Here is a 16,976-nt window from a genome sequence, read left to right as displayed (position 1 = left end):
ATATTTTCCGTTGACACGTTCCTATCACGTCATGTACATTAAATGAACAATAGTTTATTTCCTACTATTAAATTTAAAAGATAGTATATATACTAACATAGAGAAAAGAAAGCGCTTTTTGTAAGGGTTTTCTATATAGGAGGCGGACAACGTGACAAAGAAAATTGGATTCATTGGACTAGGTATTATGGGAAAACCTATGGCACTCAATCTATTAAAAGCCGGTCATACTTTGACGGTTTATGACCTAAATGAGGAAGCGATTCGATCGTTACAAGAAGCCGGAGCAAAAGGTGCTGTTTCAGCAGCTGAGGCAGCTTCTGAAAGCGATATCATCATCACAATGCTTCCTAAAGGAGAGCATGTAGAGGCAGTTGTTTCAGGTGATCATGGCATTTTAACGACAGCCGCACCTGGCACTGTCATCGTAGATATGAGCTCAATTTCTCCTGTCACCTCCAGGGCTTTAGCTGCTCTTGCCAAACAGCATCAGGTGGAATTTATCGATGCACCTGTCAGCGGCGGAGAACCGAAGGCAATAGACGGAACACTTGCCATCATGGCTGGCGGCGAAGAATCCATCTTTGAGCAAGTGAAGGATGTCCTGCTTGCGATGGGTACTGAGGTCGTATTAGTTGGGGCAAATGGAAGCGGGACAACAGCGAAGCTAGCCAATCAAATCATCGTCAACTTAAATATTGCCGCCATGTCTGAGGCGCTCGTTCTTGCCGCTAAATCAGGCATTGCCATAGATAAAATGTATGAAGCGATCCGCGGCGGGCTGGCAGGAAGCGCCGTTCTCGATGCAAAGGTTCCTCTCATTTTAGAACGAAATTTTGAACCTGGCGGACGCATCGACATCAACTTGAAGGATTTAACCAATGTCATGGAAACTGCTCATGATATCGGTGTTCCTCTCCCGCTTTCTAGTCAGTTGCTTGAAATCTTCCACGCCCTCAAAGCGGACGGAAAATCTGGGCTTGATCATGGCGGCATTGTTCAATATTACGAAAAAATGGCTCATGTCGAAGTAAAGAAAGGATGAGATGGTCATGAAACAAAGCACTGACATACTGAATGCCATTCCGAAAGCAGATTCAAAGGCCATTCAATCAGCATACGAACAAGCACTGAGCAGCTTTCAGCATAAAGTCATTGTATTAGACGATGATCCAACAGGGATTCAAACCGTACATGGCGTCTCTGTTTTCACCGATTGGTCAGAAGAAAGCATTGAAGCTGGTTTTCTTGAAGACAGCTGCATGTTCTTTATTTTGACCAATTCTCGCAGTATGACAGAAAAAGAAACTGCCGCTGCGCACGAAACAATCGCAGCAACCATTGTAAAGGTGGCTGAACAGCTTAATCAGGACTTCATCATTGTCAGCAGAGGGGATTCTACTCTTCGCGGACACTTTCCGCTTGAAACTGAAGTACTCAAAACGACCATTGAACAGCAAAGCTCCCGCCAGTTCGATGGTGAAATCCTTCTTCCTTTTTTCCAAGAAGGTGGACGCTTTACGATCGACAATATTCATTACGTACAGGAAGGACACGAATTAATACCTGCTGGTGACACAGAATTTGCTAGAGACCGCACATTCGGATTTCAATCATCTCATCTTGGAGAATGGATTGAAGAAAAGTCAGAAGGAATGTTCACAAAAGAGACTACTACCTACATTTCGTTAGCTGATCTGAGGGCTTTACGCATTGATCAAATAAAACATCAGCTCATGGGTGTGAAGGATTTCAAAAAGGTGGTTGTAAACGCGGTGGACTATGACGATGTCAAAGTCTTTGTCACCGCTCTCATTGAAGCCATTCAAGCAGGTCAGCAGCTGATGTTCAGAAGTGCGGCGGCGCTCACAAAAGTACTTGGCGGTATAGAGGATCAAGCCTTATTAACAAGAGATGACTTGATAAAAGAAGAAAGCCCGCATGGTGGTCTCATTATGATCGGTTCTCATGTAAAAAAAACAACAGAACAATTAAAAGCACTGCAACAAAATAAAGAGGTGGCTTTTATTGAATTTAATACCCACCTCGTGTTAAAGCCTGATGCCTTTCGCGAAGAAATTGACCGCGTCATTCAGCAAACTGAAACACTGTTGGCAGCTGGTCAATCTGTGGCTGTTTATACAAGAAGAGAACGGCTTGATCTTGGGGATGATCGCCAAGAGGAAGAACTAAAACTCTCTGTACAGATTAGTGATGCTGTGACAAGTATTGTCCAGCGTCTCACCATTCGTCCTAAGTATCTTATTGCCAAAGGTGGAATTACCTCCAGCGATATTGGGACAAGAGGCCTTAGCGTGAAACGTGCGACCGTGGCAGGTCAAATCAAACCAGGTATCCCTGTTTGGCAAACAGGAGAAGAAAGTAAATTCCCTTTCATGTCTTATGTGATTTTCCCGGGAAATGTTGGGGCAAAGGATACGTTAAAAGAAGCTGTAGACATACTTGAAGGATAAGGCATAGGGGGTGTTTGCACCCCCTTATGCACCACAAAGGAGGAAAGATCATGTCATTAGTGTTTATTGGACTTGGCGTTTTGTTATTGCTGTTACTCATGGTTGTCTTTAAGTTAAACGCTTTCATTTCTTTGATTATTGTCTCTTTAATTGTTGCTGTGTTAGAAGGGATGACACCACTAGAAGCGATTGCTTCCGTCGAAAAAGGACTTGGCAGTACGCTCGGACACCTGGCTCTCGTTCTCGGTTTTGGAGCGATGCTTGGTAAATTGATGGCTGATTCTGGCGGTGCTCAGCGTATTGCGATGACACTCATTGACCGATTTGGCATCGGAAAAATCCAATGGGCGACGATGCTGACTGGATTTGTGATTGGAATTGCTCTATTTTATGAAACCGGATTCATTATCTTAATTCCATTGGTCTTTACGATCGCTCAAGCTGCAAGTCTTCCTGTGCTTTATGTGGGTATGCCGCTCGTCGCTGCACTCATCACCACACATGGCTTCCTCCCTCCTCACCCAGGACCGACTGCCATTGCGAATGTCTTTCAAGCAAACATGGGACAAACCTTATTGGTTGGGATTATTTTAGCGATTCCTGCTGTTTTAGTAGGCGGACTTCTGTTTACGAAACTATTTAAAAAAGATCAGTTGCACGCACATATCCCAAAGAACTTATTTAATCCAAAGGAATTCACAGAAGAAGAAATGCCTAGCTTCGGCATTAGCATTTTCACCGCTGTTTTGCCTGTATTGCTTATGACATTCAGAGCATTTCTAGAAATTTTCTTCCCATCCTCCCCATTGCTGCCAACCGCTGAGTTTTTAGGTGAACCGGCGATTGCACTATTAATTTCAGTGCTGCTTGCCATCTACACGTTTGGGCTTGGAAGAGGAAAGAGCATGCAGGATGTGATGAAGTCCATCACGGATTCTATCGGCTCTATTGCTATGATTCTATTAATTATTGCAGGAGGAGGCGCCTTTAAACAGGTGCTCATTGATAGCGGCGTCGATCAATACATTGCAGGGATCATGCAAGGAAGCACACTTTCTCCCCTGCTTCTGACTTGGCTCATTGCTGCTGTCCTTCGTGTCTCTTTAGGATCAGCCACTGTCGCCGGTCTCACGGCGGCCGGTATTTCTGCACCACTGATTGGCCTGACAGGTGTCAGCCCTGAATTAATGGTGATCGCAACAGGTGCCGGAAGTATTACATTCTCACATGTGAATGATGCGGGTTTCTGGATTTATAAAGAATACTTTAACCTATCAATGGCTCAAACCTTTAAAACGTGGACATTGATGGTCACCGTGCTTTCACTTGTCGGACTAGCTGGTGTTCTTGTTGCTGATTTGTTCATGTAGGAAATTAAATTGTAAAAATCATTGACTTTTTCTCGAAAAGGTTGAATAATTATGTTTATTAAGAAAATTGAATCAAAAGGTAACCTTATTAAGAGTGGTGGAGGGACTGGCCCTGTGAAACCCGGCAACCGCTGTTCCTAGGAACAGAATGGTGCTAATTCCTTAAGCAAGCATATGCTTGTTTGAAGATAAGGCAGAGTTCTCACAGTATATGATGCTCTTCCTTATCCAAGGAAGAGCTTTTTTATTTGATTTTTTAACCTGAAGAAAGAAGGGATTCAGCATGACACAAGTACAAACCATTGGAAAGAAAACAACGAAACCGCCATTCCGCGCAGATCAAGTAGGAAGTTTACTTCGTTCAGAGCGCATCAAGGAAGCACGCAAGCAAAAAGCAGACGGTACGCTGACAGCAGAGCAGCTTCGACAAATTGAAAACGAAGAAATTACACGTATTGTAGAGAAGCAAAAAGAAATTGGGTTAGAGGTTGTCACAGATGGTGAATTCAGACGTGCATGGTGGCATTTTGACTTTCTTGAAGGACTCGATGGGGTTGAAGGATTTGAAGCAGATCAAGGCATTCAATTTCATAACACGACGACAAAAGCTAGAGGGATCAAGGTAACAGGCAAGATCGATTTTACAGATCATCCAATGCTGGAGGATTATCGTTTCCTGCACAGCATCGCTGGTGATCATACGGCTAAAATGACGATTCCAAGTCCAAATATGCTCTTTTTCCGTGGAAAGCTTGAAGAAGGGGTGTATGACAGCTTAGAGGAATTCCACCATGATGTGGCACAGGCATATAAGAAAGCCATCCGTGCTTTTTATGATGCAGGCTGCCGCTACTTGCAGCTGGACGATACAGCATGGGCAGTGTTCTTTTCTGAAAAAGGCCACGAACAAATCAAAGCCTTTGGCCGTGAAGAAGATGAACTTCGTGAATCGTTTGCGAAGACAATCAATGAAGCTGTTGCCGACCGCCCAGAGGATTTGGTGATCACGATGCACATTTGCCGAGGTAACTTTAAATCGACATGGGCAGCTGAAGGTGGTTACGAAGCAGCGGCAGAAACAATTTTTGCCGGCTTAGATCTTGATGGTCTCTTTTTAGAGTTTGACGACGATCGTTCTGGCGGATTTGAGCCCCTTCGATATGTGAAGAACCCAAACCTTCAAATCGTACTAGGCCTTGTCACTTCAAAATACGGAGAGCTTGAGCCAGTTGAACAGATTAAAAAACGCATTGAGGAAGCGGCTCAATATGTAGACATTAACCAAATCTGTTTGAGCCCACAATGCGGATTCGCCTCAACAGAGGAAGGCAACCTGTTAACAGAAGAGCAACAATGGGAAAAGCTGCGTCATGTGATTGAGATTGCAGATCAAGTATGGTCTTCTTAGTCCCTCAAAGACGAAAAAAAGACAAACCGCAGTATGAGCGGTTTGTCTTTTTATTTTTATGCATCCAAATGTTCACCATTTGTCGCAATCACTTGTTTATACCAATCGAAGCTTTTCTTTTTCTTTCTATCTAATGTACCGTTTCCTTCATTATCACGGTCAACATAAATGAAGCCGTAGCGTTTTTTCATTTCAGCCGTTGATGCGCTGACAAGGTCAATTGGGCCCCAGCTTGTATAACCGATCAGGTCTACTCCGTCTGCGATGGCTTCTCTCGCCTCTTGCAAATGGCTTCTGAGGTAATCAATTCGATAATCGTCTTGAATGGATCCGTCTTCTTCTACTTGATCCACAGCACCCAATCCATTTTCTACGATAAACAATGGCTTTTGGTAGCGGTCATACAGCTGATTCAGTGTTGTACGAAGTCCTTTCGGATCAATTTGCCAGCCCCAATCACTTGCTTCTAGATAAGGGTTTTTCACACCTTCAAATAAGTTACCACCAGTCACTTGTCCAAGAACCTCTGGATCTGTACTTGTCACAAAGCTCATATAATAACTGAAGCCAATATAGTCCACTGTATGGTTTCTTAAAATGTCTTCGTCCCCGTCTTGGAACTCAATGTTGATGTCATTTTCAAGGAAATAACGTTTCATGTAACCTGGGTAATAACCTCTTGCCTGTACATCTGAGAAGAACAATGTTTTACGGTCTTGCTCAATTGCAGCAAACATATCTTCTGGTCTTGAGCTGTACGGATAAGTTGTCATCGCTGCAATCATACAGCCGATTTTTGCATCAGGAATGATTTCGTGTCCTGCTTTGACAGCTAAAGCACTTGCAACAAATTGGTGATGCGCTGCTTGATATTGAATGCTTTTCTCGTCATCACCCTCTTCAAATACAAGTCCGCCTCCAGTGAAAGGCGCATGTAATACAACGTTGATTTCATTAAAGGTCATCCAATATTTCACATTGTCTTTAAAGCGAGTGAACAATGTCTTCGCGTATGTTTCATAAAGATCGACAAGCTTACGGTTTCTCCAACCACCGTAGTTTTTCACAAGTGCAAGCGGCATTTCATAGTGAGAGATAGTGACAACTGGCTCAATTCCATGCTTATGCAGTTCATCAAATACTTTTTCATAAAAAGCGAGGCCTGCTTCATTCGGTTCCGCATCGTCACCATTTGGGAAAATACGCGGCCAAGAAATGGATAGTCTGAAGCACTTGAATCCCATTTCTGCAAAGAGTGCAATATCTTCTTTATAGCGATGGTAGAAATCGATTGCATCATGATATAAGTTAAGGTCTTTCATTGATTCATCGAATGGATGCATAATACCATTTGGTGATACATCAGCTGTCGATAAGCCTTTTCCATCTTTATTATAAGCACCTTCAATTTGGTTGCCCGCAACAGCGCCGCCCCATAAGAAACCTTTAGGAAATGTTTTTTCTAACTTGTTCATGTTGAATACCCTCCTCTTTTTCTTCTACACTGACTGTAAGCAGTGTCTCTTTCACTGTAATCGCTCCATCTGTTTTCGCATCAACTTGTGCAAAATCGTTTGTGTTGGTGACAATAACAGGTGTGGTGAGATCATAGCCTTCTTGCTGAATGCCCTCGATATCAAATTCAATAAGCACATCTCCTGCTTGAATAAGATCACCTGACTGCACATGACTTGTGAAATACTTTCCGCCAAGTTTTACCGTGTCAATCCCGACATGGATGAGAAGTTCTGTACCTTGTTCACTCTTCAAGCCAATAGCATGTTTTGTGTGGAAAATGGTTTCAACCTTGCCGTTGAACGGTGCTACAACACGCCCAACTGCTGGTACAATGGCTGCACCTTTACCCATGATTTCATTAGAGAATGTTGCATCATTTACTTGATTGAGCGGCTTTAATTGACCTTCAAGCGGGCTTTGTACCACTTCATTTTGAAGTGCTGCTGTGTCTTTCTTTTCTTCTGGTTTGTCTGCTTTTGTATCATCTTTCACTGGTACATCTTTGAATCCTAGAACAAGTGTCATGATCGTCGCTACAACAAATCCGATCACTAAACCGATGATTGAGTAGACAAATGTTGGCCCAATGAATGTTGGAAGACCTGGGAGGCCTGCTGATCCAGATATCACATAGGATTTTACTTTAAAGATTGACATGAATACGCCGCCTGCTGCTGCACCAATGAGGGCTGCAAGGAACGGTTTTTTCAATCGCATGTTCACACCATACATAGCAGGTTCAGTAATTCCCATTAAGGCTGTGATACTTGTAGACATCGCCAATGATTTGAACGTTTTGTTTTTTGATCTTAAGAAGACACCGAATGCTGCGCCTGCTTGTGCCATATTCGCTACAAACATCATTGGAAGAATGTAATCAAAACCGTTTAACGTAATGTTGTTGATCATGATTGGAAGCAGTGCATAGTGCATGCCCGTAATGATCAATGGTGACATGAATCCGCCGATCAAGAGTCCGGCCAAAAGACCTGCATGTTTAAACAATAAATCAATTCCACCTGAAAGGCCATTTCCGATAATACCACCAAGCGGTCCAACCGCGATGAGCATAATTGGTACAACGACAAGAAGTGTGACCGTTGGAACAAGGATGATCTTTAATGATTTCGGACTATATTTTTCTGCAAATCTTTCAACATATGAGCCGAGCCAGATGGTAAGCAGAATTGGAATCACCGATGAAGAGTACACAACGGCAACCACTGGCAAGCCTAGAAATTCTGTATTTCCTGCGCCCAGTAAAGCGGTTAACTGCGGGTGCAGTGCTGCTGCGGCAATGGCAGCCGCGATATACTGATTTGTGCCAATTTTTTTGGCTACGCTTACAGCTAGTAGAATCGGTAAGAAGTAAAAGGCTCCGTCTCCGATAGCTGTTAAAATGGCATACGTGCTGCTTTTATCTGATATCCACTGGAACGTGAGCATCAGTGCCAAAATCCCTTTGATCATACCGGCTCCAGCGATAGCCGGAAGAATCGGTGTGAAGACACCAGAGATAAAATCGAAAAGCTTTGATATCACATTTTGCTTTGACGCTTCTTCTGTATCGCTTGACTTTACATCAGCTGATAGACCTGAGTCAGCAATCATCGCTTGATAGACATTTGAGACATCATTGCCAATAATGACATGATATTGACCTCCGCTTTGATTCACGCCCATGACGCCGTCTGTTGATTGCAGCTTCTCTTTATCCGCCTTGCTTTCATCGTATAAGTTGAAGCGAAGTCTTGTCATACAATGCGTAACTTGCTTAACATTCTTTTCACCGCCGACAAGTTCTAGCACTTCTTTTGCTGTTTGTTTGTGGTTCATTGTATTACCCTCCAATCGTTGATTTAATCTTGATATAGAAAAAACCTAAACATCCATTAATGTCTGAGAAATAGCAATTCAGACATTAATCGATATTTAGGTTTTGCCTGCTTAACCAGTAACAATCCTTCATAGCGATTGATCGTTATTTAATTTTTATAAGACTTTAGATATAAAAAAACCTAAATCATGCCTTATCAAAGATAGGGACAATGATTTAGGTTTTGCCTGCTTGACCAGTAACAATCCTAAAAGATTGTGGGTTATTTAGTTTATAGTTATAAATTATCATGTTAATTTTGTGATGTCAACGCTTTCTTTTTAAATTTATTTTCTTTTTATTACTCTGTCTATATGCAAAGTTAAATATAGCATTTCATCTTCTATGAGACTTCGGTTGTATTCTTTTTGAACATAATCGTTAATTTTTTCTGCGCACTGAAAAGCTGCGGTGTTTTTCTCTTTTACCACTTCATACAAAAACTCATTTTGATTTTCCATTTGTGTTTCGTTAAACAGACGCTGACCAAAAAACTTCAAATGCGTCACAAAACGGAAATAATTTAATGATTCCTCGTCCAAATCAATTTGAAAGTGATACTTAACAATGTTTAAAATGTCTTGAATGAGCTTGGTGATTTGAATAACGTTTGGCATTTCCTCATTGAGCTCTGCATTGACAATATGCATGGCAATAAAGCCGGCTTCATCCTCAGGAAGATGGATGCTCAGCTTGTCCTCAATGATCCGAATGGCTTCTAAACCGCATATAAACTCATCTTTATACAGCCGTTTGATTTCCCAAAGCAAGGCATTTTTGATGTCCATTCCTTTTTGATGACGTTCAATGGCAAAGGTGATATGATCCGTCAGCGTCACATAGATGCTGTCATTTAAATTTTTGTTAAGGGTTGTTCTCGCATGCTCAATAATCGCCTCACACACTTGCATATACTCGATTGGAATATCATAAAGCAGGGTTTTGAATTTTTCTGATATATCTTTATTTTGAATTGAAAATACTTTTTCGATACGTTCTTCGTCAATTGGGTCTCCGCTTTTCTTTTGAAACGCGATTCCTCTGCCCATAATGACCAGCTCGTGCTGCTCGTCATCATACGCACTGACAACATTATTATTAATTACTTTCGAAATAATCAATTGATACCCCCCAGTACATTCCGCTTTTTCGAGCATTTTATCGTTGATTCATATGTCATGTTATTATTATTTTCAAAAAAGAGGACTTTAAGATGATTTTACATTTTTTTTTGATCCGGTCAACTAGAAAGAATGACATATTACCTCTCAAAAATGACGAAATAGGGGCAAAAAAGTCTAAAAACATACACAAAAACACTCTATAAAGAGTGTTTAAAGTGTGTTTTTTACAAAATCAGGAGCAATCCCAATTATAGACGACGTTCTCGAAATTTTTTCGTTTGAGGTCTTCTGGTTTGATAAAAAAGTTGGCGATTCCACAATCTCCCCACAACATATCTACTTCATCATCTGAGTCAATTTGCAATAACAGAACGGTATGTTCTTGATCTTCATAAGTACGCGGGTCTTCTTGTGTAAACCCTGGATACCCGCCCAATTTGTGACCAAAGCCACTCGCTGTTTCATAGAATTCATCTAGCAAGGTATCTGCTTCATCACCATCAATACCAACTGCATCTTCGAAAAGGTCCCAGCTATGCTTTCCTGTGACTTTTTCAAAGCGGAAATCTCCTACACTGATCGTTTCGCTTGCTAATTCACCTGTAATTGCGCCTTCCTTCGTAACGGGAAAATAAAAATCGTCTGGAATTTTCACAAAAGAAAAATCGGTCAATAACTCTTCTTCTGCTAAGAAAGGTTCTTCAATAAATTTGATCCGGAAATCTATTTGCTCTGTTTTATGGTTAATATTCATCCCATAAAGATCATCATGCATAGAAATAAAGACTTGCAAAAGTCCTGTTTCTGGATAATCTTTCAGCTTCGGCAGCTGGCCGAAATTAATTTGTGCCAAAAGTTTCATCGGATGTCCTTCGCCGTCAACTGGATATTCATCGTTTTTGGGGAAGTAAGGATCACCAGCTATTTTGCTGTCGTATGGTCCTGTTTTTCCTTGTTTCATCTGCAATTGAATCATTGGTTTTTCAGTTTTATCTAACAATGGACGGTAGGGTGCTAGTATTTCCTGCAGCTTCGGTGATTGTGTCACGATGATCTTCCTCCTTATGAATAAAAACTACTCTCTTTTTCTATCATACAGAAGTGTATCCTGCCTGTCAGCGATAAAACGGTCATGATCCTAACAAGTTTCTCACCTTGAAATAACAAAAAAACCTCCGATTCAGCTGGAGGTTTTGTCATTCTTTATTTTACTTGATAGTTCACTAAGTCGTTTGCCAATGATTTCATTGTTTCGTTTGTTTCGTGAAGGCCTTCAATAATTTTTGTAAAAGTGCCTACTAGCTCTGCCTGATGCTCCGAGGAAGCGACAATTTGGGCAATTTCTTCTTCCATTCCTTTGATCGATCCCTGCACATCTTTTAGGGCTGTTTCAATATCAGTCGTCGCCTGTTTCGCGTGAGTTGACAGCTTTCTCACTTCTGTTGCGACCACTCCAAAGCCTGCGCCTGCTTCTCCCACTCTTGCAGCTTCTATTGATGCGTTAAGTCCAAGTAAGTTCGTTTGATCAGAGATACCTTTAATGAGATTAGACACTTGATTGATTTTAGAGGAATTTTCGACAGTGGTTTTCGTATTTTGTAGAATTTGTTCACTTGTCGCTTGTAGTTCCTCTGAATGTGCGGCAACCTGCTGGACCATTGCGACTAGTTTTTCGGAAGCTTCGTTGCTCTCCGTCATGATGTGCTCTAATCGTTGTTGATTCGTTTGGTCATAGGCCACACAGAAGGCAGCAACCACTTGACCTGATTCATCAGTAATTGGAACGGCTACGATATCCATTGGAATCCCGTATACTTCTTTCGGAATTTGGATAAACGATGGTTCTCTCCCATTTTTCAGCATCGCAAAGTTTTGGAATCCAGGATCTACTGTATCACCAGCTTTAAATCCTAAATCAATATTCCCATGTTGCTGATAATAAAGAACCTTCTCTTTCCCTAAAACAGAAAAGGTTAGCTGTTCTCTCATAGCAAGTCCAATGATTGGTAAAGCGTCTATTATGTTATCGATTCTCTGTGACATTCGCTTACGTTCATCCTCTCTTTTTCTCAGTACACCTTCTTTATCGGTTCGTTATATGATCTATTACAGCCTGTAATGTGTACTAATATCAATCAAATGACCTAAGACATATAAAAAGCCCACATTCTATCTAGTGAATGTGGGTGTTTTTTAAAAAAAGTAAATGCACATAAAGACACTGATACCGATGAGAAAAAGATACATATAGTCAATCCATGAGGTGCTGATGATATGATAATACGTTCGCTCTCTCGTCCCTGTGAAGCCCCTGGCTTCCATCGCAATCGCTAAGCGCTCTGATTTTCGTACGCCTTGTGTAAAAAGGGGTAATGCATAACGCATAAAGGCTTTCCAGCTGTTTTTTTGCTTGTAGCCTCTGATTTTATGTGCAGCTTTCATTTGTTTTAATTCACTTTGAAATAACGGAATAAATCGGAAGCCGGCAAGCATTCCATACGCCCATTTTGGGGACATTCGGCATTGGTGAATCAGACTCATCATAAATGCCGTCAAATCTGTTGTGGACGTAAAAAGGAGACCAAATGTCACAAATCCAAGCATTCTGAAAGCAATGGTGAGCCCATTTCTTAAGCTCTCCTCTGTGATATGAAACCACGCCCACTTCCAAACGGTATGATCCCCCTTGCCGAAGGCCGCCATCATCCAGAACACGAGAATAAAAAAGAGCAGATAAGGGACAAGCCTTGTAACGAGATACTTCATATTCCATCCACCTAAAACAAATCCAATGCCAAGAGCAAACAGCCAAATGATAAAGGTAGTTTTAGGGTCAGAAATCGCCATAAGACAGCACATCGCAAGCAGGTGAGCGAGTAATTTCATGACTGGATTCACAGTGGAGAGAAAGGAGTGATTACTTTGCAATCGTCAGCACGTCCTTTCTTTCAGCCACATAGCGGTAATGTAAGGGAACTCTCAGCTGATAAGCATCAACAAGTTCCTGATTTGAAAATAAATCATAAGGGGTGCCATCATACACATGCTTCCCTCGATGAAAAAGAAGCACTTGATCGGCACACTCATCGACAAGCTCCATATCATGTGTGACCATCACAATGGTAGTGCCTTGGCGCTGACGCTCTTTCAAACGCCTCATTAATTCATTCGCCGTTTTTTCATCCTGCCCGAAAGTCGGTTCATCTAACAGCAATACATCTTGATCAAAAAGGAGCATCGTGGCAACACTCAATCTTCTTTTTTGCCCTAAACTTAAGGTGAAGGGATGTGCATTTGCATGCTTCTCTAAACCGAACTCTTTCAGCAGCTGAACCGTTTTTTCTTGTACGACTGATTCTGGCCAGTTTCGCTGTCTGCCGCCAAAGGCAATTTCATCGAAAACTGTGTCTTGTATAAATTGAAGCTCCGGATTCTGAAACACAAAACCTGCTTTTTCATAGAGTAGTCGGTCAGACCATTTTTTAAGGTCTGTTTCTTTTAAGAAAATATGACCTTTTTTAGCTGGCTCTAAGCGGATCAAATGTTTGAGACATGTACTTTTACCGCTTCCATTTTCCCCAATAATCGCCACCCAGTCTCCTGCCTTGATATTCAGCTGAAGGTTACTCATAATCCGTTTTTTCCCGTAGCTTAATTGAAGATCGTCTGTACGAATCATTGTCTTTCGGCTGATTGACGGCATTTCTTCATGCTGCTCTTTTCGTGCTTCAAAGGTTTGCATAAAGGTTTGACTTAGTGGATGAAATGGATCTTGAATAATCGTGGACCATTTCTCGGGAAATAATTTTGGCCGCCAAATCCCTGCCTCTTTCATTTCTTCCTCATATGTCGTGAGCACATCTTTTGGAGATCCATCTGCTAAAATGCTGCCTTGATGATCTAATAAAATCACCCGGTCCATCCATTCGATGACTCCGTCAAGCACATGCTCTACAAAAATCATGGTCTGCTGCTGATCGGCTGCAAGCTGCTGCAGCAGTTGAAATATCTCCATTCTACCTGCCGGGTCAAGCTGTGCGGTTGGTTCATCAAAGAATAGAACATCCGGCTGTAATGCTAGTAAACAAGCAAGTGCCAATCGCTGCTTCATGCCGCCAGATAAAGTGTGAATCTCTGTATGCGGATCGACATCCAGTTGGACTTTTTGCATGAGCTGCTGAATGATGTCATCCATCTCTTCACGAGGGACGGAACGGTTCTCTAAGCTAAAAGCAATTTCTTCATTGACGCGGTGCATACAAAACTGAGAGTCTGGATCTTGAAACATCACACCTGTATGTCTTTGTAACACCACTTCGCCCTGCATGTCTGCTTCCACATGCTCTGGAATGATTCCAGCCAGAACCGAAATGAGCGTAGATTTCCCGCTTCCGCTCGGTCCTAAAATAAGCACCTTTTCCCCTTTTTGAATCGTAAGAGAGACTTGATGCAAAACTGGCTTAGGCTGTTCATAAAAACGGACAGTCAGATCATTGCACGCGAGAAATGAATTCATGCTGTTCACCTTTGTTTCGTTTTTCTTTCATGATGGCATATTGATTGAGTACACCAGTTTTGGATAGTGCGTCCACCACCACTTTCGCAAGGCATCCACCAAGTATCATTCCACTAATAATTTGAGTCACAAGCGTCATAAGTAAAACTTGAGGCGTGTAATAACCAAAGCCATTTGCCACGAGACTGTACGCCATCGCTCCGATAGCGGCAAAGGCACCAGCCAGCATCAGTGTCCACATGCGATACCGTTTATAACCAAAAAGAGCGAAGGCGATTTCTGCCCCAAGTCCTTGGCATACACCAATTAGCAGAGCTGAAAGTCCAAAATGGCTGCCTGTCAATAATTCCACAGCCGCGGCGGCTGTTTCCGCAATCAGGGCAGCCCCCGGCTTTTGAATGATATATGCAACGATTGGACTGGCAATGACCCATATTCCAAACATGATGTTGCCTCCTGCTGGGCCAACAAGTGCTGTAATCGGTAAGTATAGCGTGGACCACCCTAAATAGATCACACCGCACGCAACGGATAAAATCACCGCAAGGACGACTTCTTTCATCTTCCATGTCATGATGAATGCACCTCCAGTTGAACTGGCCACTCTTCAACAGTAAAGGCCATCTCCCAAAACTTGTACTCAAGCTGGCAGCTTAAGATAAAGTGCTGTTTCATTTTTCCCTTTTCCTTCTCACTTGCTGCTTCCGCCAACTGATCAAGCCGCTTGCAAAGCTCACCTGTAACAGAATCGGTTAATCCTCCATAAAACGTGATCCACTCATAAAACGGATGTGACGGGTCTGGCTGCACATCTGTGAGCATTCGTTTCCCTATTTCCCAATATGTCCAAGGACATGGAAGCAGGACAGCGATGATTTCACCAAGCGTGCCTTCTTGTGCGACTTGCAGCATGTGATGAATATAGTGATGAGCACTCGGAGCCAATGAAGCACCTTGAAGCTCATCATATGCTACTCCTGCCACTCGGCAAAGGTTTTGATGAGGGTGTGTCTCACTATCAAGGACAAAAGCCATTTGTTGATGGAAAAAGGAAATGTCCTCTCTGTCTGTACATCTGCTAATGGCTGCCGCATAAATTTTAATAAAGGCATTTAAATATTCTGCATCCTGTTTGACATAATGAATGATCTGTTCCTTTTCGAGTTCTCCTACTGCAAGTCCTCTCACAAACGGATGCTGATAAATCGCTTCAAATAGTGGTTCTGCTTCTTGTCTTAATTGAGTTGAAAATGTCATAAAAAAAGCCTCCTCTTCTTCAGTTGAATAAATGAAAAAGCCACCCCAAATGGAGCGGCCTTCTTATCGATTCAATCATGAATAAGACAAGGTCCAGCTCCACTTCCCTCCGCTAGTACGAACTAGATCAGGTTCAAAGGGTCCAAGATTTTCTCTTGTCTCAGTCATACATGACTCCCCTAGTGGACTTTTGTCATTTAATTATCTTTACTCTACACATGTGGCGATTTGATGTCAACCGTCTTTCTTAATTCAACGTTCTGATTGTTGGCAGCTTCTCAATCCCTGCAGCATAATAGAAATTCAACACACTGAAGAAATCAATCGGCTTTCCTGTTTTTATATCTACAGCTAAAATATGATCACCGTAATTTGTCAAATCATCAATATCTAAACGCCTTGGCGTTGTCTTCCCGAGAGTATCAACAAAGCTACTATGGTAGTACTGCCCGCTAGCAAACGATGATTCATGATACATAAATAAAGTCTCCACATCTAAGTAGACGAGAATGGCCTCAGAGGAACTTGCGTATGGAGCGGAGTACGACACTGGTGCCGAAATACTTTTCACTTTCACACTGTCAACAGAATGAGTTCTCTGTTCATATTTTCCATCATATGAGAAGTAAAACACACGCTCCCATTTATAATCGGCGGTCTTAGATTGTTTGTTATACACTTTTGTACCATTTGCGAAAACATCCCCATTGGCATACGAAGCAACAAAGTATTGCAATGTTGATGACAGGGATTCAGCACCTGTGAAATTTGGTGGGTTTTTTGCATTCACCTGTAATGTATATGAGTCTCCAAAGTCTCCACCGCTTGTAATACCAAACGCATAATCACCCGCTGGTAGATTGCTTAACGCAAGCAGACTGCCTGCCGGTTGAATCAGATCCGTTGGATAGGCTTGTCCAGCTTCATAATCAATAACAAATAATTGAACGAAATAATCAGCATTTGGAGAGGTAATCCTACTGATAAGTGCCTGAGGGGACGTTGTACTTAAAAACCATAAATCAACTGGATCTTCCTCGTTTAAAACTGCCGATTGATTAATAGCTAGCCCATCAATAGAGCGAACGGCAGACGTCCGCATCTTTCCATCTGCAGCCGCTTTTCGTTTAATACTTATTCCCTTTTTCTTATCTACTTTAAATGATTTTTTTACTTGCTTCTGTTGAACCGCAGTCCCTTTATCCTGCTTTTCAAACGACTCTTGCACTTGCTGAATCGCTTTTTCCGTCAGGAGTGATTGTTTTCCATTTGATTTTGGTGCTTCTTCTGCTTTTAATGCTGGTGAAAACAAACCTGTTGCGACAAGTAAAACAGACAGTAGAGCGGCGGTGATTTTGACATAAAATGCTTTCACAGGAACATCCCCTTTTTCCTCATTTGGGTTTTTTACCCTGTGATTATTTTACCATTAT

The 16,976-nt window shown here is 42.0% G+C and carries 14 protein-coding genes and 2 riboswitches; of the genes, 4 read left to right on the top strand and 10 right to left on the bottom strand.

Annotated elements, in window-relative coordinates; translation table 11 throughout:
• Positions 1-151: 151 nt before the first annotated feature.
• From garR to MHI60_RS08295, 4 genes are all read left to right on the top strand, one after another.
• Positions 152-1,045, top strand: coding sequence for a 2-hydroxy-3-oxopropionate reductase (garR, locus tag MHI60_RS08310; RefSeq protein ID WP_144484050.1), 894 nt, complete (start codon positions 152-154; stop codon positions 1,043-1,045).
• A 7-nt stretch (positions 1,046-1,052) separates the two neighbouring features.
• On the top strand, positions 1,053-2,474 hold the full coding sequence (locus tag MHI60_RS08305; protein WP_144484054.1) for a four-carbon acid sugar kinase family protein: 1,422 nt from the start codon (positions 1,053-1,055) through the stop codon (positions 2,472-2,474).
• A gap of 50 nt (positions 2,475-2,524) precedes the next feature.
• Positions 2,525-3,844: a gluconate:H+ symporter gene (locus MHI60_RS08300; RefSeq protein WP_144484057.1), complete on the top strand. Its 1,320-nt coding sequence runs from the start codon at positions 2,525-2,527 to the stop codon at positions 3,842-3,844.
• A gap of 82 nt (positions 3,845-3,926) precedes the next feature.
• Positions 3,927-4,039, top strand: a riboswitch (SAM riboswitch).
• An 88-nt stretch (positions 4,040-4,127) separates the two neighbouring features.
• Positions 4,128-5,252 (top strand): 5-methyltetrahydropteroyltriglutamate--homocysteine S-methyltransferase, encoded by a 1,125-nt coding sequence (locus MHI60_RS08295; protein WP_144484060.1) that lies wholly within the window; start codon positions 4,128-4,130, stop codon positions 5,250-5,252.
• A gap of 56 nt (positions 5,253-5,308) precedes the next feature.
• On the opposite strand, the gene MHI60_RS08290 is transcribed toward MHI60_RS08295, so the two are convergent.
• The 10 genes from MHI60_RS08290 to MHI60_RS08245 form a co-directional block, all read right to left on the bottom strand.
• Positions 5,309-6,727 (bottom strand): glycoside hydrolase family 1 protein, encoded by a 1,419-nt coding sequence (locus MHI60_RS08290; RefSeq protein WP_144484063.1) that lies wholly within the window; start codon positions 6,725-6,727, stop codon positions 5,309-5,311.
• On the bottom strand, positions 6,699-8,606 hold the full coding sequence (locus MHI60_RS08285; RefSeq protein ID WP_095409924.1) for a beta-glucoside-specific PTS transporter subunit IIABC: 1,908 nt from the start codon (positions 8,604-8,606) through the stop codon (positions 6,699-6,701). Before MHI60_RS08285 ends, MHI60_RS08290 begins: the two co-directional genes overlap by 29 nt.
• Positions 8,607-8,933: 327 nt before the next feature.
• A complete protein-coding gene (locus MHI60_RS08280) occupies positions 8,934-9,767 on the bottom strand; it encodes a PRD domain-containing protein (protein WP_048237864.1) in 834 nt (277 codons plus the stop codon).
• Positions 9,768-10,002: 235 nt separating this feature from the next.
• Positions 10,003-10,818, bottom strand: a complete 816-nt coding sequence (locus MHI60_RS08275) for a YwqG family protein (protein WP_095409925.1) — start codon at positions 10,816-10,818, stop codon at positions 10,003-10,005.
• A 155-nt stretch (positions 10,819-10,973) separates the two neighbouring features.
• The gene (locus tag MHI60_RS08270; protein WP_039182599.1) at positions 10,974-11,813 is read right to left on the bottom strand and encodes a methyl-accepting chemotaxis protein; all 840 of its coding nucleotides are present in this window, start codon (positions 11,811-11,813) and stop codon (positions 10,974-10,976) included.
• A gap of 150 nt (positions 11,814-11,963) precedes the next feature.
• Positions 11,964-12,698, bottom strand: coding sequence for an energy-coupling factor transporter transmembrane component T (locus tag MHI60_RS08265; RefSeq protein ID WP_095409926.1), 735 nt, complete (start codon positions 12,696-12,698; stop codon positions 11,964-11,966).
• A complete protein-coding gene (locus MHI60_RS08260) occupies positions 12,688-14,286 on the bottom strand; it encodes an ABC transporter ATP-binding protein (RefSeq protein WP_144484066.1) in 1,599 nt (532 codons plus the stop codon). Before MHI60_RS08260 ends, MHI60_RS08265 begins: the two co-directional genes overlap by 11 nt.
• Positions 14,261-14,860, bottom strand: a complete 600-nt coding sequence (locus MHI60_RS08255; RefSeq protein WP_144484069.1) for an ECF transporter S component — start codon at positions 14,858-14,860, stop codon at positions 14,261-14,263. The genes MHI60_RS08260 and MHI60_RS08255 overlap by 26 nt, the downstream gene beginning before the upstream one ends.
• Complete coding sequence (gene tenA, locus MHI60_RS08250; protein WP_144484072.1) at positions 14,857-15,543, bottom strand: thiaminase II; 687 nt, start codon at positions 15,541-15,543, stop codon at positions 14,857-14,859. Before tenA ends, MHI60_RS08255 begins: the two co-directional genes overlap by 4 nt.
• 87 nt (positions 15,544-15,630) lie before the next feature.
• A riboswitch (TPP riboswitch) is annotated at positions 15,631-15,734 on the bottom strand.
• A gap of 56 nt (positions 15,735-15,790) precedes the next feature.
• Positions 15,791-16,918: a hypothetical protein gene (locus MHI60_RS08245; RefSeq protein ID WP_144484075.1), complete on the bottom strand. Its 1,128-nt coding sequence runs from the start codon at positions 16,916-16,918 to the stop codon at positions 15,791-15,793.
• Positions 16,919-16,976 lie beyond the last annotated feature (58 nt).

This window comes from Bacillus sp. FSL K6-3200 (assembly GCF_038630485.1).
Classification (GTDB): domain Bacteria; phylum Bacillota; class Bacilli; order Bacillales; family Bacillaceae; genus Bacillus; species Bacillus safensis.
Note: the sequence above shows the minus strand (reverse complement) of the source record. Positions and strands in the feature narration are given on the sequence as shown.